This window comes from Clostridium sp. (assembly GCF_036660475.1).
Classification (GTDB): Bacteria; Bacillota; Clostridia; order Clostridiales; family Clostridiaceae; genus Clostridium_J.
Genome location: NZ_JAVXAO010000001.1, coordinates 197,869 through 218,531, shown reverse-complemented (window position 1 = coordinate 218,531; position 20,663 = coordinate 197,869). Strand labels below are relative to the sequence as shown.

The window sequence follows — 20,663 nt, the reverse complement described above, 5'->3', positions numbered from 1 at the left end:
GATTAATATGGTTATAGGTAGAGTTGTTGGTAGATTGTGGGCTACAAGGAAAGATGAAAAGCTAAGCGGACAGAAGTTTTTAATCGTAAGATTACTTAAAGATAAAGATGTTGAAGAAGAAGGTTTTTTTGTTGCAGCTGATAGTGTGGGTGCAGGTGTAGGTGATAATGTTCTAATAACTAAGGGAAGTTCGGCTAGAATTTCTTTAGGTGAAAGGGATGTACCTGTAGATGCAACTATAATTGGTATAATTGATTCAATTGAGGTTGATGATGAGTAGCAGCATCGGTGTTATTGAATTTAAAAGTATCAGTAGAGGAATTGCTGTTGCTGATGAAATGGTTAAAAAAGCTGAGGTAGAAATACTACAGTTTAGAAACATATGTCCAGGACGGTTTCTTGTAATCTTAGCTGGAGATGAAGGAGCCATAAAAACAACCCTTGACCATGGTATAATTTCAGGTCAGGGGCATGTCTTAGATAGTTGTATAATAAATTCAGCCCATGGGAACATAATACAAGCTTTGAAAAATAGGTTTGTAAGCAAGGTAAATGGTGCTATTGGAATAATGGAGACTAATACTGTAAGTAGTGGACTTAAGGCTTTAGATAGAACTTTAAAGGGTGCTAACTTAAATCTTGTAAAACTACAAGTAGCATCAGGAATAAGCGGTAAAATTGTTTATATTATCTCTGGTGGGATTAGTGATGTAGAATATGGAATGTCAATTGCAAAAGAAGTTGTAGATGATAAACGTATTGTAGATATATCAATAATACCGTCGCCAGATGAAATTATTATAAAATATTTGAATTAACGAGGAGATGAAATAATGGGAATTAATGAGATAATTGTTTATATCATGGTTTTATTTATGGCACTTGGGGCTATAGATAAATGTTTAGGAAACAAATTTGGACTTGGTGAAAAGTTCGAAGAGGGATTCATGGCAATGGGTTCTCTTGCTCTTGCAATGGTTGGAGTAATATGTCTTGCACCTGTACTTGCAAATATATTAGAGCCAATAGTAGTACCAGTTTTTAACTTTTTAGGAGCAGATCCAGGTATGTTTGGTGGTACTTTACTAGCAAACGATATGGGTGGAGCATCACTTTCACAAGCACTTGCAGTAGATCCACAAGCAGGAATGTTTGGAGGATTAATAGTAGGTTCTATGATGGGAGTTACTATAGTATTTACAATTCCAGTTGCACTTGGAATAATTAGAAAAGAAGATCAAAGATTTTTAGCAATGGGAGTACTTGCTGGTATTATAACAATTCCACTTGGAGCTTTTGTTGGAGGACTTGTAGCTGGATTCCCAGTTATGATGGTTCTTAAAAACTTAATTCCAATAGTTATATTTGCATTACTTATTGCATTAGGACTTTGGAAGTTTGAAAAAGCAGTAATAAAAGGATTCACTATATTTGGTAAAGGTGTTGTTATAGTTATAACATTAGCCCTTGCAGCTGCAGTTATTGAAGCATTAACAGGAATTGTTGTAATTCCAGGAATGAATCCAATTGGTGAAGGTATTGCAATAGTTGGAGAAATAGCTATAGTTTTAGCTGGAGCATTCCCATTAGTATTTGTAATAACTAAAGTATTCAACAAGCCATTAATGGCATTAGGAAAAGTTTTAAAAATGAATGACGTTTCAGCAGCAGGTATGGTTGCAACTCTTGCAAACAGTATCCCAATGTTTGGAATGATGAAAGATATGGATAACAGAGGTAAAATAATCAACGTTGCATTTGCAGTATCTGCAGCCTTTGTATTCGGAGACCACTTAGGATTTACAGCTGGATTCAACTCAGAAATGATATTACCTATGATAGTTGGTAAATTAGTTGGGGGAATAACAGCAGTATTTGTTGCTATGTTCATAGCTGGAAATATGACTAAAAAAGAGGAGGCTAAATAATTATGGAAAACATTGATATAAGTTTACTAGAGAAATTAGTAAGACAAATTATTGAGGAAAAAGTTAATGGTACTCAAGATTCAGTAGATTTTGTAAGAAATAAGGACATAAGTGGAATTACATCTGTAAAACTTCCAACTGTAAGAGTTGATGAGTCAAACAGATTAGATACAGGATGCCCTACTGACGTAGTTTACACAAAAGATATATTCACACTTAAGGAAAGCGAAAGACTTGGTTGTGGAATGATGGAGATGAAAGAAACTACTTTTGATTGGACATTAAACTATGATGAGATTGATTATGTTATCGAAGGTCATCTAGACGTTATAATAGATGGAAGATTAGTATCTGCAGATGCAGGAGAAATAATTTTCATACCAAAAGGAAGTACAATTAAGTTCTCAGTTCCAAACTATGCTAGATTTTTATATGTAACATATCCAGCAGATTGGGCTTCTCAAGCTTAATATTAAAGACTATAATTTAAATCAGTGTTAATAAGGACCTCATATTATTTTCGCTGAACCGTTTCGGAACATTGATTTACTAATGGTGTTGCGCTCAGATAATATTGAGGTCCAATTTCAACAATATTTTTGAATATAGTATATTTATAAATACATTAATAAGCCATACTTAGGTTTTAAACTGAGTATGGCTTATTTTTTTCATATGGACATGGTTTAATTAGAGTTTATATATTACAGTGAATTATGTTACGACTTTGGAACCTTATCTAACTTTTTATTATACATAAACATATAAAATGATGCAGAGAAGATAACTATATATCCTAGGGCACTCCAACCATCAGGGACTTGATTAAATATAATCATACTTATAATTGCTGAGAAGATTATATTTGAGTAGTCAAATATAGAAATTTCTTTTGCTGGAGCAAATTTATATGCTAAAGTAATTGCAAATTGTCCAATGGTTGCAAATACACCTGCCAGAATTAGATAGAGTAGTTGAAGTCCTGTCATTGTAGTATAGACATTTAGCATAAGAGGGAAAATTGTTACTACAGAGAAACAGGAAAAATAAAATACTATAGTATAGTATTTTTCTTTACCGCCAATTGCTCTTATACAGGTATAAGCAGCAGCTGCAAAGATGGCAGAGATGAACCCTATTAGATATGGAATTACATCTAAGCTAAAGGATGGTTTGATTATAAATAGTGCTCCTAAAAATGCAATACCAATGGTAGTTAAATGCTTTGTTTTTAATTTCTCTTTTAAGAAAATAGCTGAGAAAAGTATAACAAAGAAGGGACTTAGTTTATTTAGCATATTTGCATCTGAAAGAATCAAATGATCTATGGCATAAAAGTTTAAAACTACCCCAAGAGTACCGAAGATAGATCTAGTAAGAAGCAGTTTTTGATTTTCTCTTTTCCCAAAGAAGCTTTCCTTATGGTATATAATCATTCCGAAGGCTATTACAAAGGAAATTAAATTTCTAAAAAATGTTTTTTGTAGGGAAGGTAAGTCTCCTGAAAGCTTTACAAAAGCAGACATCATGGCAAAGCCAAAAGCAGATATTATTATTAATAGGATACCTTTATTTCGATTACTCATTTGTTTTCTCCAATCTAAAAGTTATAGTTTTTATAAGGCATATAAAAATAAATAATAAGTCAAAGATATGAAGGATATTTTGGGTTATGCAAGGAAATAGAGTTCACAGATAGTAGAACTATATAAGGGTTCTGTTGACGCAAGATAACACAAAGTAGTTGAGGATATTGACTTATCTATTTTCAGATACCCAAGTATAATTATCCATGATTTTAGAAGTTTTGCAAGGTTACGAAGGATTTTGGAAATATTAAAAAACCTTATGTATTATTAGATATTTAAAGTGTATAATAAAAAATTAAGTGTATATTAGTAAATAGAATAAATATAAAGAGAATGAGGATTTAAATATGGAAGATAATTGGACGCTCAGGTGGAATGAGGATATAGATTATTTAAGAGATAATTTAACATCAAAACATAAAAATTTGTTTTTTAGTATAAGTAAAGAAGAATTTGAATATAAAATAAACAATCTTAAATCTATGGTAGGAACTTTAGATTATAACGAAATGAAGGTTGAGTTGAGTAGAATTGTTGCATCCATTAGGGATGCACATACAGCCATAGCTTTCCCTATTAACAAGTATTTTCCACTAAAGTTTTATTACTTTAGCGATGGAATTTATATAATAGGAGTAATGAAAGGCTACGAAGATTTATTATATAAAAAGGTTGATAAAATTGAAGATACAGATATAAATCAGGTTATGGAGGAGCTTTCTAAGATAATATCTTATGAAAATAAATACTTTTTAAAGAGTCATAGTGCTAAATATCTACAAGCTGCTGAGGTTTTATATGGATTATTAATATGTGATGATGTGGATAAAATAAATATAACGGTAGAAGGCAAACAAGTTGAAATTTTAACGGTAATGGGTTCAGAACTTCAGTATATAGAGAATGACAATATTCCATTATATGCAGAGAGAGAAAGTGAAAATTATTGGTCAAAATTTCTGGAATACGATGGTGTAATGTATATAAAATATAATTCATGTAGAGAAGACGGAGACATTTCGATAAAGAAAAAGATTGAGGATACTATAAGAGGTATAGAAGAAAAACACATAAGTAAGGTAACTATAGATTTAAGAAATAATCTTGGGGGAAATTCAGATTTAATTAATCCACTCATAGATTTTATAAAGGCTAGTGAGCTTATTAATAGAAAAGAAAATTTGAACATAATAATAGGGAGAGAAACTTTTTCTTCAGCATTACTAAATGCTTATAGGTTTAAATGGGAAACTAATGCAGTTATAGTTGGTGAACCTTCAGGTGGAAAACCAAATTGTTATGGAGAAATATTAAGATTTACATTACCAAATAGTAAATTTGTAGTAAGCTATTCAACAAGATTTTATAAGCTTATTGAAGATGATAGTATTATGGCATTATATCCAGATGAAATTATTGAGGAAAGTATCCATGATTATAAACTAACTTAATTAAGGGTTGTTTATATTCATAGATTATAAACCACAGGATTTTGTTTGAAAATATTTACATACATTGCATGTAAAATTAGAATGTGGACAAAATCTAAGATAAGGCAGCTTCAAGAAATAGAAAAGCCAGTGTTATTAAATATTTTAAGTTATAATTTATTTTTCAAAGGTCTAAAAGATTAAAAGGGAAGGGGATTTTTATGGAAGATGGAAATGTTTTTTTAAGAGGTGGATTTGAAAGAGCTAGAGCTACTAGAACTTCAAAAACCATGACAATTGGAGGTACTTCAGTAAAAACTGTATTTTTACTTGTAATTCTTATGATTTCGTCATCATATACATGGAGTTTATTATCAAATGGAAATGCAGCATTAGCTAGTAGGCTAGCATTTATAGGGGTGATTGGATCCTTAGTGTTAGCTTTAACAACGTGTTTTGTTCCTAAAATAGCAAGTATAACATCTATTTTATATGCTGTCTTTGAAGGACTAGCAATAGGAAGTGCTTCATATTATGCGGATAGTTGGTATCCAGGAGTAGTATTACCTGCAATTATGCTTACAATAGCCACAGCACTTGCAGTAATGATGATTTATAAGGCAATGGGTGGAGTAAGTGATAGGTTTAGAAGAATAATAACCGTGGCAGTTATGGGAATAGGAATTTCATATTTACTAACATTCCTATTATCTTTATTTGGAATAAGAATGTCATTTATTCATTCTAGTGGACCTTTAGGAATAGGTATATCACTTGTGGTAGTATTTATAGCAGCCTCAAGTCTTTTACTAGATTACGATTTTGTATATAATGCGTCAAGATATGGTGCTCCTAAGTATATGGAATGGTATGGTGCATTTTCTATTTTAGTGACGCTGGTATGGATGTATTTAGAGATATTAAGGCTTTTAGAGAAGATAAGAGGAAATGATTAAAACTAAAAGTTATCTTAAAGAATAGTATTTAGAATATAAAAATTTATGAACCTGAGATATTAAAATATCTCAGGTTCAATTATTTTCGCATTATATTAACATAATTCATGAATTAATTTAATAGTGTCATGTAGTAAGATAGAGAAATTTAATTGTAAATTGTTAAGAAAATAGTATTAATAGGAGAAACCACCTGCTATAATTATTCCGGAAATAACAGTTACCTTTAAACTTTTGCTTAATTTCCAGTTGCTACTAGATTTACGATTATCATTTATACCAGTGTTAGCTTCTTTTGCATCTGCCTCTTTAACTTTTTGAAACATATTTATATTATAACCAGTCATTAAAATCCCTCCTTTTTTATAAAAAACTAGGGTATTAGGCATCTGAAAATAAATAATTAGTTATAATCGTTGATTTTAATGGCAATCATCCATGCAAAGTAACAAAATGGTTAAATGAAAAACTAAGTTCCGTTTGCTTCTATTTTGCATGATTAAGTTCCGCTGATACTTGCCCTAAATTTTTGATATCTTATTTTTAAAAAAGTGCAGGTTTTAGATGTATTTCATCTGCTGCTATATGTTTTAAAGATAGCGTGTCTAAAAGTGAGCTATCTAATAGCAGTTGGGCTAGTTTAAATGGGGTATTTCCGTTTAAGCTAGCTCTTGCTGTACTATTAATATGGTTCATCATTAAGGTAATGTCTTCTTGAGTACGATTATCAAAAGATTTCCTTTTCGGTATTATATACCTTATGTATTCATGATTCTTTTCTACATGGGGCTTCTGGTAAGAAGCCATAGGGTTACAGTAGAATATTTTTGTCCTTTGATTTCCTTCAGTATCAATTTCTAAAGCTACTGGATTTTTAAATTCGGAGCCGTTATCTGTTAGAATAACAGGAAAACTACGTTTAAACACTCCGTGACCTAATACCTCATATAGCATATCCATGACGTCCTTAGCCATCTGGCTACAGCTATAAATAATGAAAGCTAACATTAATGAACAGTTTCTAAATATAAAAGTGAGAAGCACTTTGCCACTTCGTGTGCCGTGGACGGTATCCATCTCTACTACAGGAATATTAGGATTACCCTCAATAAACTTAACAAAGTCATTAAAGGTTCTTACAACTCTATCACATGATTCTTTAATTACAGGAAGTGTAGATTTCTTTCTAGGTTTATATTTCACTTTTCTAGGCAAATCAATGTTTCTAACAGTAAAAGCATTTTTATCAAAATAATAATATAATGTTCTTTCACAGCAGTTTATCTCATTCTTATGATGAGTAAAAATATGTGATAATGACTGTCCCCTTAAAACAAGTGGAGAGATTATTTCGTCTATCCTTTTTAACTCATTTGAAGTTATATTAAGACCTTCTCTAGATGAAGCTAATAATTCTTTATACTTTGTATTTGCAACCTTAGCTTTATAGTAGTTCTTTTCAGACGTACACGTAGTGACAGTGTTACACCCGTTACAAACGTAAGGGTACGGGTAAGCTTAACACACTTCTTAATAGAAAATTCAGTACAGGCTCTATAACAATTTATAAAAGTACACTTCTTACAAAGCTTGCCGCAGGCACTATTACATAAATTTATTTTAGTACAACTCCTTCGGTTTTTACATGGTTGTATATCATTTGCTTTTGCCTTACTTACTCTCAGAAATTTATTCCTTTTAATTTCCTTAGAGATCGTGGTTGGGGCCTTTTTTAGCTTATCAGCAATCTCTTTTAATGTATAATTTTGATCTAATCCATATTCAATTATAAGTCGGTCCTCCATTATTAGGTGATTTCCTTTGGATAATTCATAATTTGACATAATTAATCATCCTAATATTCTTAGGATGATTAATTATATTGAATATTTGTAAAAGTAAGTTCAGTTTCACTTGGAAAACGGAATTTAATTTTTCAATTTACTAAAGTAACAAAAAGTACTTGAAAATAAGTTACTTAAAGTATATAATATGAAAAAGAGTAATTATTTTCAAAAAAAATATATTTATGTAAGTTTGGAATTGGAAATGCTAAATTACTAGAAAGGAAGTTATATGATTAACAATTTTTCTAACAAAGATAAAAAGTTAGTACTTAGAGCTTTATCATATGCATTTAGATACAAAAAAAAGATGATAGCGCTTCTTTTTTATTCTATAGGAGGAATTATCTTATCAATTATATATCCAATAAGTTGGGGGAGGATAATTCAAAATATTGCGACCAATAATTACGCTAACATATATATACCAATAACATATATATTAGCAATAAACTTTTTAGGAACAATATTTGTATTAAGAAAAAATTATCTTAGTTCATTTATAAATCTAAATATAATTGTAGATTTAAAATCTAGTTTATTCAGTAAAATTTTAAATACAACTATGAAAGAATTTGACAACACAAGTTTAGGACAATTTCAATCTAGACTAGAAGGTGATGTTGGAATATTATCAAATATTATAACAAATAATTTTATAAATATAATAATTGATGTTATGAGGTTAATAATATTAGGGGTTATAATTTTTGAAATCGATTGGATTCTATCGTTAAGTATATTAGTACTGTTTCCTAGTTCTTATTTATGTTTTAATTATTTTGGGAAAAAATTACGTGGTAAAAGTGAAGTGTTTAAAAATTTAAATGATAAATATTATTCTTTTGTATATCAAACACTATCAGGTATAAAATTTATTAAGACTTATGGAATCAAGGAGAATATAAGAAAAAAATTTACTAATATATCACAGGAGCTAAAAAATGAGCAGATAGGCATTGACTTATTAAATCTTATTTCTCAAGCATTTTCTCAAACACTAAATTATTTGAGTGAGTTAATTGTTATTATAATAGGAATATATTTTTTATATAAAGGTAGATTAGATATTACATTTTTTATAGCATTTACTTCTTATTCAAGCCAATTTAATAATTCATTAGCTTCATTAATGAGCTTTAACTCTAAAATTCAACAAGCATTAGTATCGTTAGAGCGAATATTTGATATGATAGATAATTATTCTTTTTCTGAAGAAAAATTTGGAGAAAAATATATTGAAAATTTAAATGGAAATATATTTTTTGAAAATGTAACTTTTGAATATGAAGAGAATAAACAACTTATAAAAAATCTTAAATTATCATTAGAGGCTAATAAAATAACTGCAATAGTTGGAAAAAATGGCTGTGGTAAAACTACTATTCTTAATTTAATTTTAAGATTGTATAACCCGATTGAAGGAAAAATATATATAGGCGATATAGATATAGCTACTGTTAATGAAAAAACATTAAGAGATAATATATCTATAGTTCATCAAGATACATTTATATTTAATTTATCAATTAAAGAAAATTTTGAATTTATATGTCCTAACATTACAATAGAATCAATAAAAGAAAATTGTAAAAAAGTATTTATTGATAATTATATAGAAAGTTTAGAAAATAAATACAATGAAATAATACTAGAAAATGGTAAAAAGATGTCGGGAGGGCAAAAGCAAAGATTAATATTGGCATTAAGCATAGCAAAAAGAGGTAAAATATTACTTTTGGATGAAGCTACTTCAGCAATCGATAAAGAAAGCAAGTATTTTATAAATAAGGCAATAAAGAATATTTCAAAGGAAAAGACGGTTATAGTTATAACACATGATATATCTCCTGCTTTAGATGTAGATCAGATTATAATAATGGATGATGGTAAAATTATTTCGAAAGGCACGCATGATGAAATATATTATAGTAATAATGATTACAGGCAATTATATAAATATGGATTATGAAATAAATATTGACTTATGTATATAGTGTACAAGGAGGATAGATATACAATGTCTACTTATGAAAATAAAAAAATTAGAGTTGTGATTATAGACAGCGGAATTAATTCAAATAAAAATGATTTGCATAAAAATATAATAGCTAGTATTCAAATTAGACTTAAAAATGGAAAGATTGTATTTGAAGAAAAATCAGTAAGTAATAACATACATGGAACAGTAGTAGCTACATGTATTAAGAATGTTTGCAATGATATAGAGATTATAGATATAAATATTCTAGATGAAAAGTTAATGAGTAATAGTAAAGTATTAATTAGTGCATTAAAATATTCTCAAAATTTAAATCCAGATATAGTTAATTTAAGTTTAGGGACAAGCAGTAAGAAATATTGGATTATATTGAAAAAAATAATAAATAAAATAATAAAATCAAATGTAGTAGTTGTAGCATCAGTAGACAATGACGGAAGAACTACATATCCTGCATCTTTCAAAAATGTTATTGGAGTAAAATGTGATAACAGTTTACAGGTGAATGAAATTAATTACAATAATAAATATTTTTATTTGAACGGCACTATACTTTACACCAAGAGTGAAGAGGAGAAAAATATTAAAATATGTGGAAATAGCATAGCAACTGCATATATGACAGGATATATTTGCACAATATTAAAACATAGTGAAAACGTGAGAGTTGAAGAAATAGAAAAAGAAATAATAAAAAGATTAGATTCGAAAGGAGATTATTATGGAAATTAATGAAGTGTTGATGGGAAATATAAGCAAAGGATGGGAGGGGAATGGAAAGACTATGAAAAGTATAACTTTATGCGTCACTGAAGATTGTAATTTAGCTTGCACATATTGTTATATGGTTGGTAAAAATAAAAAAAATAAATTATCTTTTGAGATGGCTAAAAAATGTGTAGATCATATCTTAGAGGATCGAAATGAGTTTAATAGTGATTCAGTAGTTTGGGATTTTATTGGAGGGGAACCCTTTTTAGAGATAGATTTAATAGATAGAATTTGTAATTATATCAAACAAAAAATGTTTTTATTAGATCATCCATGGTTCAGCTCATATAGATTTAGTTTTTCATCAAATGGAATTTTATATGACACTCCTAAAGTTCAAGACTTCATTAGAAAAAATAAAGAACATATAAGTATAGGATTAAGTGTGGATGGAAATGAAACTAAACATAATAAATCGAGAATATATCCAGATGGAAGAGGATCATACAGTGATGTCGTTAGAAATGTTCCATTATGGATTAAACAATTTCCAGGTTCTTCAACAAAAGCTACATTCTCACATGATGATTTACCATATTTAAAGGATAGTATAATAAATTTATGGGATTTAGGAATAAAAATTGTATCAGCAAATGTAGTATTTGAAGATGTTTGGCAAGATGGTGATGAGGAAATATTTGAACAACAATTAAAAGAATTAGCAGATTATATTATTAAACATAAATTATGGAATGACTACTCAGTAAGATTTTTTGATTCTAACATAGGATTGCCACTTATTGAAGAAGAGAAAAAGAAGAATTATTGTGGGGCAGGCACAATGCTGGCAATAGATTGCAATGGTAATTTCTTCCCGTGTATAAGATTTTTAGATTTTTCATTATGTAATAAGAGTGGAAGAAATATAGGGAATGTAGACTCAGGAATAAACAAAGATAAGGTGAGAAGTTTTAAAGCTTTAAGTTTAAGTTCACAAAGTAAAACTGAGTGTATAAACTGCGAGGTTGCAACAGGGTGTGCGTGGTGTACTGGCGCAAATTATGATTTTTCAGATACAGATACAATATATCAAAGAAGCACGTATATATGTAAAATGCATAAAGCAAATGTAAGAGCAAATCAATATTTTTGGAAGAAATATAGTGAGATTACAGGAGAATTATCTCCATATCAAAAGAATAGGCTAATAAGGCTGGGTGAATATGATGATGCACCTAAATATCTTCAATTTATAGTTGATAGTAATATGAAACCTCATTGTAGATATGAAAATTGGCATGGGATAGATGAAAAAATGTCTAATGATATATTTACAAAAGGGATAGATTTTAGTAAAGAAAATAATTTTGTTCCAATAATTTTAGGTGAAAATAAAAAACTAAATAGTGATGACTATTTAAAATTTATAAATGGAACTGAGTTTAAGAATAGTTCTACTGAAATACCTATATTTTACAATGAATATCTTGAAAAAATAAATATATGTAAAATAAATGGAGATATATCTATATTAATAATAAATAAAGTTAGCATAAATAGTATATACGATAGTGTAAAATTATTATTAAATAATTTTATTAGAGTAAATATAGTTATAAAGGACGAGGAAAAATGGGATGAGGCAGATGTGGATAAATATAAACAAGAATTAAAAAAGATAAGTACACTAATAATAGAGAAGCTAAAGAATAATTTGGAGACAGAAGTTAATGTTTTGACCGATAGATTAAGTTTAAGGAATATGAGTAATTGTGATTGTGGTGAGGAAACTTTCACTCTAGCACCAAATGGTAGAATTTACATGTGTCCAGCATTTTACTATAATGATGTTAATTCTAATATTGGAGATTTGAAAGATGGAATCCACATAAAGAACAAATATCTTTTGAAATTAAAAGAAGCACCGATATGTTCACAATGTGATGCCTATCAGTGCAATAGGTGCAAGTTCTTAAACATAATGACTACAGGAGAAATTAGTATTCCACCTAAAAATAAATGCTTAATAAGCCATATAGAAAGAGAAGAAAGTAGAGTATTACAGGAACAGCTTGTTGAGTTGAAGTTATTGAAGACTGATAATGTTATTCCTAAATTATATTATAGTGATCCATTAGAAAAAATATAAAAAAATCATGACAAAAATTAATAGGGGAGGAAAAGCAGATGGAGAAAGTTGGACAAGTTAGTGAAAAGGAAAAGAAAGTAATGTTGATAATATTTGAAAAAAGATGTGCACTTGAAGAACTAGAAATATCAATGAATAATACAGATTTAAGTGAGCGTGAATTTCGAATTTTGAAAGAAAAGTATGCATATATAAAACCACTTATAGAAGAAGAGTTTAATAATTGGTGGAAGAGTAATGCAGATAAATATGGATGGAAAAGATGTGTAAATAAAGTATGGAATATAAATTTTGAAAGTAATGAAATATTTTTAGTTTAGCATATTGCTAATAGTTACAGTAATCATAAATTATAATTGGAGGATGATAAAAATGAAACAATTCTTATTTAAAAATAGAAATAGCGAAAAAATGGATGTTAAAGGTTTTTATTGTGATGTAGCATGTTATATGATTTGTAATGGAAGTTGCAGTACAGGCTGTTATGGGTCATGTACAATAGGGTGTAATAATCATTGTAATGGAACATCTAAAGTTAGCAGCTAGTTAATGTAATTTTAAAGTTAATGTAATTTTGAAGTTAATGTAATTTTAATACTAAATATGATTACTGTAATAATTATTCCAACGCAAGTAACCTTGCGTTGGCTTTTTAGCATACAAGTTATTTTAGTATTTTAAATTACTAGGTAAGCAACCTAAAATGTATGAATTAATAATAAAATACGACTAATTGAAAATAAATGGAACATGATATAGAGCATGGTGAGCTATTCATAGAATTTTTACGTTTAGAGATATTTGAATAAATTAAGCATATTAATTAGAACAAGAGGTAATATAAATATATTTTTAATAATGTATTGAAGGGGGAAAATATGGAGATTTTAAGAACACAGGAATTGTATAAGACTTATGGTACAGAGGGAAGCTTTGTTAATGCACTAGATAGGACTAATTTTTCTATAAATAAAGGTGAATTTATCGCTATAATAGGACCAAGTGGATCAGGAAAAAGTACACTTTTGCACTTGTTAGCAGGGTTAGATACACCAAGTGGGGGAAAAGTTTTCATTGATAATAAAAATATATATGAATTAAAAGAAAAGGAATTAGCGAAGTTTAGAAGAAAAAACATAGGATTTATATTTCAATTTTTCAATTTAGTACCTGTACTTAATGTGGATGAGAATATTAGGCTACCACTAATAATGGATGGAAAAAAAGTGGACAAGGAATTTATGAATGAGATTTTAGAGACGTTAAGGTTGCCTGAGAGGAGATATTATTATCCTTCACAGTTATCAGGTGGACAGCAGCAGCGAGTTGCTATAGCTAGGGCACTTATAACTAAGCCTTCTATAATATTTGCTGACGAGCCTACAGGGAATTTAGATAGCAATAATAGCAAGGAGGTATTAAGCCTACTTATTTCTTCAATTAAAAAATATAATCAAACTTTAGTAATCATAACCCATGATCCTAAGGTGGCAGCTCAGGCAGATAGAATAATAACCATAGAAGATGGAATTCTCTTTGAAGGAGATGATAAGGTAGATGAATAAGTTTTTTGCTTTAATACCAAGGTATTTAATTAAAAATAAGAAGAGAACATTTTTAATAGCTTTAAGTATAACTCTAAGTGTAGCTCTTATAAATTCAGTGTATATTATGGCAGATACTTTAATTGATAAGTTTCATAAGTCAGCAATAGAATCTGGTGGAGGGGTTTACCACGGAAGTGGTATGATGCTTTTTAATAATGAACTAAGTGCTAGTGAACTTATAGAAAGTAAGGGGAGATATATACCTGTTGGGACAGAAGACTTTAGTGAGTATAAAGTTGGTGTGGAGCTGGGAGGATATGAGGAGGAAACTTATAATCTTTTAAATATGAAACCCGTAGAAGGCACTTATCCACAAAATGAAGGTGAAGTTGCTATTGAAAAGTGGATTAAAGATAAGGTGTTTTCAGATAAAAAAATAGGGGATAAAATCACTTTAAAAGTTCAGGAACCTGTATATGATTTAGTAAATGATAGAGTTGCAGAATATATAGATCACGAAAATACATTTACATTAGTGGGGGTACTATCAGATAGTGGAAATCATAGGATGGATACAAAAGGAAGAGCAGCTATATCAATGAAAGAGGCTAGAAGGCTTAAGAGTGTAGATGCTGGATGCACCTTTTATTTTAGAGTTAAGGATGAGCCAAATGCCGAGGATAAAATACAAGAATTAAAGAGGGAAAATCCATTTGTACAGTTTATGGGAAATGAGAAGTATATAGAAGCAATAAACTTAGCGAAAACTATTGAGAAGCTAGGGCTTTTTTTGATAATTATAGTATCCATAGGAGCAGTTGCAGTAATATACAATATATTTTACATCACTGTGATAGAGCGGATAAGAGAATTTAGTATGCTAAGAGCAGTTGGTGCTTCAAAGGGACATATAATAAGGTTAATCCTTGGAGAAGCCATATGCTTAGGCATAGTATGTATTCCTATAGGTATAACTATTGGTGTATTTGGAATAAAAGGTATATACCTAGCAATATCTAAAATAGGTAGTGAAACATTAAATCCTATTATTACAGGTAAAAATATTATGCTTTCAGCAGGAATAGGACTTGGTGCTATAATAATTTCTGCTTTAACTCCGGCAATATTTGGTGGGAAAGTAAATCCGATTGAAGGAATGAAGGAGAACTATGTAACTAAGGTGCAATCAGAGCCATCAAAGGATAGTGTCATTGATAGAATTGTGAAAAGAACCACAGGGTTTACAGGACTTATGGCATACAATAATATGAAAAAATCTAAGAGGCGTCTACTGGCTACAATAATATCTTTAACTATTAGTATTACACTATTTGTAGCAACTACTTATTTATTATCTATATTTGACCCAGAGAAGCAGGCGAAAAAGGCTACAGGTGGGGACATATATATGAATGTAAGCACTTTTGATGGACTTAGGGAAGGCTATGCCTATAACGAAGAGGATATTGATAAGATAATTAATACTGAGGGTGTTAAAGAGGTTAAAAAACATAGAAGCAACTCAGTTGTTATTGGGCTAGATCAAAGTAAGGTTACACAGGAAGGAAAGGTATATATTTCAGACTTGATTACAAAATACGACTGGAAATCTAGGATAAACAAAGGGATATGGGATATTGAGACGGAGCTTATTGGAGCTGAAAAAAATGAAATTGAAGCCATGAAGCCTTATTTGAGGGAAGGCAGCTTAGATTTAGATGAAAATGGTGATGTGTTAGAGGTTATTCTTGTAGATAACTTAGGGTATACGGATTATATAAATATTCAGGAAGGTGATGAAACAACTTTAGCAGCAGCATATCAGGATACACAAAATGGGGAATGGAAGAAGATAGAAAATGTTAAGGTGAAAGTTAAGGCTGTACTAAAATCTATACCCATAAGACCTGTGGATTATTTGAGACCCTTTATAATGATCACAAATAATAAGGCTATGGAAAAACATCTAGGAATAAAGGATTATGAACATATAAATATAAATGTAGAAAGAAATGCAGATGTGGGAGAAATAAAGAATAGCTTAGAACCTATTATTGAAAGTAAAAATGGTGGGAGAATAACTACCTATATAGAAGAGATGAAAAATGGTCAAAACACAATTCTTGTGGCAAGTTTAATACTCTATGGATTTGCAGGTATATTAGCAATAATAGCTGTAATAAATATAGTAAATACCATGAGTATAAGTGTTATCTTAAGAAGAAGAGAGTTTGGAACTTTAAGAGCTGTTGGTATGAGTAAGGGTGAGGTAACTTCAATAATACTGAAAGAAGGTGTTATATATGGTGTTATAAGTTCTATTGTAGGATGTATTTTAGGTGGAGGAATTTCACATATTATATATAAAAAATTAAGATATATTTTACTTGAGAATGAGCTATATGAATTACCGTGGGCGACATTTATTGGGGTAACTATAGGTACTATAGTAATTACTACGGTCGTATGTATACCAGCAATAAAAAGAGCTTTGAATGATTCTATTGTGGAATCTATAAAGATTGTTGAATAAGTTATACCAGTAGTATATAATCTAAAGTAGTTGAATAATAGTTTTAAGGTACTTTAAGTTTAATAGGGAAAGTGGTTAAAATCCACTACAGCCCCCGCTACTGTGTACGGATACAAGTCATAACACCACTGGCATTGAAGCTGGGAAGGAATGATGAGGATAAGCCGTGAGTCAGGAGACCTGCCTAAGACTTTGCAAGTTAGAACTTCGGAGGGAAGCTTTAAGCAGGATATTTTAAATTTAAATTAATTTATTTTAGATAGTCTGTATTAATGCCCTTATCCTTAGGATAAGGGCATTTTAATTTTACATCAGTTTAAAATAGAAATTTTAAATTTATAATCGGAAATTATGGGTAAAATTTCTTTAGGATTTTAGAGTAATACAAAGAAATTGTAAAGGATTTTAAACTAAATTTTGCATTTTAAATTTTAAATTTAAAACTAAAAAAAGCACATTATAGTGTATTAGTATGAATATTAAATATAGTAATAATTATAAATTTTGTATGAGGTGATGACATTGGAAAGATTAAGAGAGCTAATAGAGAGTATTGAAGTGGTAGATAGAAAGGCTATGGAAAAGTCAAAGAGATATATTGATAATTTGAGTAAGCCAATAGGAAGTCTTGGGACATTAGAGGAGACTGTTATAAGGCTTAGTGGAATTAAAGGTGATCATATAACAGGAATAAATAAGAAGAATATAGTTATAATGTGTAGTGATAATGGAATTCAGGCAGAGGGGGTTTCTTCTTGTCCAAGGGAGGTAACTGCTACAGTGACAGAAAATTTCACAAAGGGAACTACAGGTGTATGTATTCTAAGTAATTATTATAATAGTGATACAACTATAGTGGATATAGGTGTAGACAAAGATTTTAATAATCCTAAGATAATAAATAAAAAAATAAGATATGGTACAAGCAATATGACTAAGGGACCTGCGATGACTAGGGAAGAAGCTATTAGAGCTATAAAAATAGGGATTAACATTGTTAAAGACCTTAAGGATAAGGGGTATGATTTAATTGGAACTGGAGAAATGGGCGTGGGTAATACTGCTACATCGGCTGCAATTATAAGTGTTTTTTCAGGAATTCATAGTGACATAATAGTAGGGAAGGGATCAGGGTTAACTGATGATGGACTAGCACATAAAAAGGCCATGGTTAGAAAAGCTATAGAAGTAAATAAACCTGATAGAAGTGATGCTATAGATGTACTAAGTAAGGTAGGTGGCTTTGATATAGCTGGACTTTGTGGGGTGTTTTTAGGTGGTGCTATATATAAAGTTCCAGTTGTAATAGATGGGCTTATATCATCGGCAGCTGCAATATGTGCTAAGGAGTTAAGTTCAAAGGCTTCGGAGTATATGTTTGCTTCACATTTATCCGCAGAACCGGGAGCGCAATATGCAATGAAGAGTTTAGAATTAGATCCAATGTTCAGTTTAGGAATGAGGCTTGGAGAAGGAAGCGGATGTCCTATTGCTTTTGGAATAATGGAAAGCGCTATTTTCACAATGAATAATATGGATTCATTTGGTGAAGCTGGTATAGATAGTGATGATTATGTGGATATAAGGGAAGAGGGAATTTAAAATTGAAAATATATATAGTTAGACATGGAGAAACAGAGGAAAATGTGAAAAAAACCTATTATGGAAGTATAGACTGTAATCTTACGGAAAGAGGTAAAACTCAGGCTAAAGCTTTAGGTAATAAATTAAAGAATATTGAATTTGATAAAATATTTTGTAGTGAAAGAATTAGAGCAAAAGAAACTTTGAGAGATATATCCTCAGAGGATGATGTCATAATCGATTCTAGAATAAATGAGAGAGATTTTGGTATTTTTGAAGGAAGGACATTTAGTGAGCTTCAAATAGAATTAAAAGAAGAATATGATAAATGGACTGTAGATTGGAAGGATTATTGCCCGGAAAATGGGGAAAGTTTTCGGGGGGTTTATAAGAGAGTAAGAAGTTTCATGGAGGATATGAAAAAAGAAGAGGATGAGAATAAAAATATTCTTGTATGTACCCATGGGGGAATTATAAGGGCGATATACGCTTATATTTTAGATGAAAATCTTGATACTTATTGGAGGTTTGCTTCTAAAAATGCGGATATATCAGTGATTAATTTAGAGTATGGGTATTTTTATATTGATAGTATAATTCCTGTGGAGTAGAAGTATTCAATTAGGAAATTGATGATTATAAACTAACCTAAAAGCTTATTCTCATGGAGTGTGAGAGATATAGTATTAGTTTGAAATCTTATTTGTCACAGGTTGGGGAAGTTGTTGGGGTATTGTGAGAGGTATAGTGTTAGTTTAAAATGAAATCAGTAAAAGGTCAAAGGAGGAAGCGTTATGAGCAAGTTAACATTAGTTACAGGTGGATGTAGAAGTGGGAAAAGTACTTTTGGAGAGAATATATTTAAAGGGTTAGATGATGTATTATATATTGCTACAGCTATAGTTACAGATGAAGAGATGGGGCATAGAATAAAAAAACATCAAGCTAGTAGAAATCAAAAGTGGGGAACTTTAGAAAGTTATAAGGATTTATATTTGCAAATTGATAGGTATGAAGAGAAACATATATTTTTAGATTGTGTTACTATAATGACGACTAATTTAATGTTTGATATAGAGCTTAATTACGACAGTATTAGTGATGAAAAGGTTGATTTAATATGTAATAGCATAAAAGATCAATTTACATTGTTTTTAGAAAAGTGTAGAGAACTTGATAAAGATGTTGTTTTAATTACGAATGAAATTGGATGGGGCATAGTGCCTGAGAATAGGCTATCAAGAATATTTAGAGATATACAAGGACTTATTAATCAACATGTAGCAAATACTTGCGATGAAGTATATTTAGTGTGTTGTGGTCAAGGGTTAAAGATAAAGGGATAGGAGAATGAATTATGATAAAAGGATTAGAGATAGTAGCTATAACTGCAATAATGCTTATAGGTGCTATAGGTAAAGAAAAGGTGATTTTCAATAATTTCTTGTTACTATTTCAATTTATAACAAGAATACCTGTTAATCTATCACTTGCCTGTGAGAGAGAAAATTTTAGAAAAGCAACGTTATATTTTCCAGTGGTAGGAGCAATTTTAGGGGCTATTGAGTATGGTGCATTTTATGTGACTTCATTGTGGCTTCCATTACCTATGGCGGCAATAGTTACAGTACTTATTGGAATAATGATTACTGGTGGGCTTCATATGGATGGACTTGGGGATACTTGTGATGGTTTTTTTTCTTTTAGAAGTAGGGAAAGAATTATTGAGATAATGAAGGATAGTAGAGTGGGTTCCTTTGGAGTAATTGCAGTTATTATTGATATAGCTATAAAAACATTAGGAATTTATTATATTGGTATTAAATCCATGGGATATATGATAATAGTAATTCCTATGATAAGTAGGTTGTTTACTGTATTTATAGCATTAGTAGGTAAGAGTGCGAAAAAGGAAGGCACAGGAAACTTATATATAGGAAATACAACTGGTATGTATTTTACGGGAGCATTAACACTAACTATACTTATTGGCAACTTATTCTTTGGAATAGGAGCTATACTGACACTTTTATTAGGGGGTCTTATAGTAACAGTGCTATTTAATGCATTTAGTAATAGTAGAATTGGTGGCCAATCAGGGGACACTCTAGGAGCAAACAATGAACTAGTAGAACTTATGCTATTTATTTTAGTAAGTAGTAGTATTTTTTAGAATGTATGAAACACACTGAAACGTGTGTTTCATATACTTTTAAAATGAATTAAGGGTTCATTTTAAATTATAAATTTAAAATTGATATATCTCTCGACTTAAGTTAATACTAAAATAAAATCTAGGTTTTAAAAATCATATAAAACATTGTATAAGTGACTAAAAGTTAATAATTTTTTTATAAAATAAGTAGTATAATGTTATTTATGTATTAAAA

At 29.9% G+C, this 20,663-nt stretch carries 20 protein-coding genes, 1 pseudogene and 1 riboswitch; of the genes and pseudogenes, 17 read left to right on the top strand and 4 right to left on the bottom strand.

All coding sequences use genetic code 11. The features are described from left to right. Positions 1–7 precede the first annotated feature (7 nt). From RSA29_RS00920 to RSA29_RS00905, 4 genes are read left to right on the top strand one after another with little or no spacing between them, the layout of a single operon-like run. Complete coding sequence (locus RSA29_RS00920) at positions 8–280, top strand: EutN/CcmL family microcompartment protein (protein ID WP_346941777.1); 273 nt, start codon at positions 8–10, stop codon at positions 278–280. Further along, positions 270–818 carry a BMC domain-containing protein gene (locus RSA29_RS00915; RefSeq protein WP_346941778.1) on the top strand — a complete coding sequence of 183 codons (549 nt, stop codon included), beginning with the start codon at positions 270–272 and terminating at the stop codon, positions 816–818. Before RSA29_RS00920 ends, RSA29_RS00915 begins: the two co-directional genes overlap by 11 nt. Positions 819–833: 15 nt before the next feature. Then, on the top strand, positions 834–1,928 hold the full coding sequence (gene eutH / locus RSA29_RS00910; protein WP_346941779.1) for an ethanolamine utilization protein EutH: 1,095 nt from the start codon (positions 834–836) through the stop codon (positions 1,926–1,928). A 2-nt stretch (positions 1,929–1,930) separates the two neighbouring features. Beyond that, positions 1,931–2,398, top strand: coding sequence for a cupin domain-containing protein (locus tag RSA29_RS00905; protein WP_346932320.1), 468 nt, complete (start codon positions 1,931–1,933; stop codon positions 2,396–2,398). Between the two features lie 249 nt (positions 2,399–2,647). On the opposite strand, the gene RSA29_RS00900 is transcribed toward RSA29_RS00905, so the two are convergent. Beyond that, the gene (locus RSA29_RS00900; RefSeq protein ID WP_346941780.1) at positions 2,648–3,514 is read right to left on the bottom strand and encodes a DMT family transporter; all 867 of its coding nucleotides are present in this window, start codon (positions 3,512–3,514) and stop codon (positions 2,648–2,650) included. A 350-nt stretch (positions 3,515–3,864) separates the two neighbouring features. Between RSA29_RS00900 and RSA29_RS00895 the strand changes: the two genes are divergently transcribed. After that, positions 3,865–4,968 (top strand): S41 family peptidase, encoded by a 1,104-nt coding sequence (locus RSA29_RS00895; protein ID WP_346941781.1) that lies wholly within the window; start codon positions 3,865–3,867, stop codon positions 4,966–4,968. Positions 4,969–5,168: 200 nt separating this feature from the next. After that, positions 5,169–5,903: a Bax inhibitor-1/YccA family protein gene (locus tag RSA29_RS00890; RefSeq protein WP_346941782.1), complete on the top strand. Its 735-nt coding sequence runs from the start codon at positions 5,169–5,171 to the stop codon at positions 5,901–5,903. A 176-nt stretch (positions 5,904–6,079) separates the two neighbouring features. Here RSA29_RS00890 and RSA29_RS00885 read toward each other — a convergent pair whose 3' ends face one another. The 3 genes and pseudogenes from RSA29_RS00885 to RSA29_RS00875 form a co-directional block, all read right to left on the bottom strand. After that, on the bottom strand, positions 6,080–6,250 hold the full coding sequence (locus tag RSA29_RS00885) for a hypothetical protein (protein ID WP_346941783.1): 171 nt from the start codon (positions 6,248–6,250) through the stop codon (positions 6,080–6,082). 196 nt (positions 6,251–6,446) lie between these two features. Continuing rightward, a pseudogene (locus tag RSA29_RS00880) lies at positions 6,447–7,307 on the bottom strand (IS30 family transposase); the annotation flags it as partial. A 2-nt stretch (positions 7,308–7,309) separates the two neighbouring features. Then, a complete protein-coding gene (locus RSA29_RS00875; protein WP_346941784.1) occupies positions 7,310–7,747 on the bottom strand; it encodes a helix-turn-helix domain-containing protein in 438 nt (145 codons plus the stop codon). 232 nt (positions 7,748–7,979) lie between these two features. Between RSA29_RS00875 and RSA29_RS00870 the strand changes: the two genes are divergently transcribed. From RSA29_RS00870 to cobS, 11 genes are all read left to right on the top strand, one after another. Next, on the top strand, positions 7,980–9,719 hold the full coding sequence (locus RSA29_RS00870) for an ABC transporter ATP-binding protein (RefSeq protein ID WP_346941785.1): 1,740 nt from the start codon (positions 7,980–7,982) through the stop codon (positions 9,717–9,719). Between the two features lie 48 nt (positions 9,720–9,767). After that, a complete protein-coding gene (locus RSA29_RS00865; RefSeq protein WP_346941786.1) occupies positions 9,768–10,481 on the top strand; it encodes a S8 family serine peptidase in 714 nt (237 codons plus the stop codon). Beyond that, complete coding sequence (locus tag RSA29_RS00860; protein WP_346941787.1) at positions 10,471–12,609, top strand: radical SAM peptide maturase, CXXX-repeat target family; 2,139 nt, start codon at positions 10,471–10,473, stop codon at positions 12,607–12,609. Before RSA29_RS00865 ends, RSA29_RS00860 begins: the two co-directional genes overlap by 11 nt. A gap of 38 nt (positions 12,610–12,647) precedes the next feature. Further along, positions 12,648–12,929, top strand: a complete 282-nt coding sequence (locus RSA29_RS00855) for a CXXX repeat peptide modification system protein (RefSeq protein WP_346941788.1) — start codon at positions 12,648–12,650, stop codon at positions 12,927–12,929. Between the two features lie 52 nt (positions 12,930–12,981). Beyond that, positions 12,982–13,155 (top strand): hypothetical protein, encoded by a 174-nt coding sequence (locus tag RSA29_RS00850; protein WP_346941789.1) that lies wholly within the window; start codon positions 12,982–12,984, stop codon positions 13,153–13,155. A 332-nt stretch (positions 13,156–13,487) separates the two neighbouring features. Beyond that, positions 13,488–14,174 (top strand): ABC transporter ATP-binding protein, encoded by a 687-nt coding sequence (locus tag RSA29_RS00845; RefSeq protein WP_346941790.1) that lies wholly within the window; start codon positions 13,488–13,490, stop codon positions 14,172–14,174. Next, positions 14,167–16,689, top strand: a complete 2,523-nt coding sequence (locus RSA29_RS00840; protein WP_346941791.1) for an FtsX-like permease family protein — start codon at positions 14,167–14,169, stop codon at positions 16,687–16,689. Before RSA29_RS00845 ends, RSA29_RS00840 begins: the two co-directional genes overlap by 8 nt. 29 nt (positions 16,690–16,718) lie before the next feature. Beyond that, positions 16,719–16,892: riboswitch (cobalamin riboswitch) on the top strand. A gap of 313 nt (positions 16,893–17,205) precedes the next feature. Next, positions 17,206–18,291, top strand: a complete 1,086-nt coding sequence (gene cobT / locus RSA29_RS00835) for a nicotinate-nucleotide--dimethylbenzimidazole phosphoribosyltransferase (RefSeq protein ID WP_346941792.1) — start codon at positions 17,206–17,208, stop codon at positions 18,289–18,291. Between the two features lie 2 nt (positions 18,292–18,293). Beyond that, the gene (gene cobC, locus RSA29_RS00830) at positions 18,294–18,884 is read left to right on the top strand and encodes an alpha-ribazole phosphatase (protein ID WP_346941793.1); all 591 of its coding nucleotides are present in this window, start codon (positions 18,294–18,296) and stop codon (positions 18,882–18,884) included. A gap of 183 nt (positions 18,885–19,067) precedes the next feature. Continuing rightward, positions 19,068–19,619 carry a bifunctional adenosylcobinamide kinase/adenosylcobinamide-phosphate guanylyltransferase gene (gene cobU, locus RSA29_RS00825; protein WP_346941794.1) on the top strand — a complete coding sequence of 184 codons (552 nt, stop codon included), beginning with the start codon at positions 19,068–19,070 and terminating at the stop codon, positions 19,617–19,619. Positions 19,620–19,630: 11 nt separating this feature from the next. Next, a complete protein-coding gene (gene cobS / locus RSA29_RS00820) occupies positions 19,631–20,446 on the top strand; it encodes an adenosylcobinamide-GDP ribazoletransferase (protein WP_346941795.1) in 816 nt (271 codons plus the stop codon). Positions 20,447–20,663 lie beyond the last annotated feature (217 nt).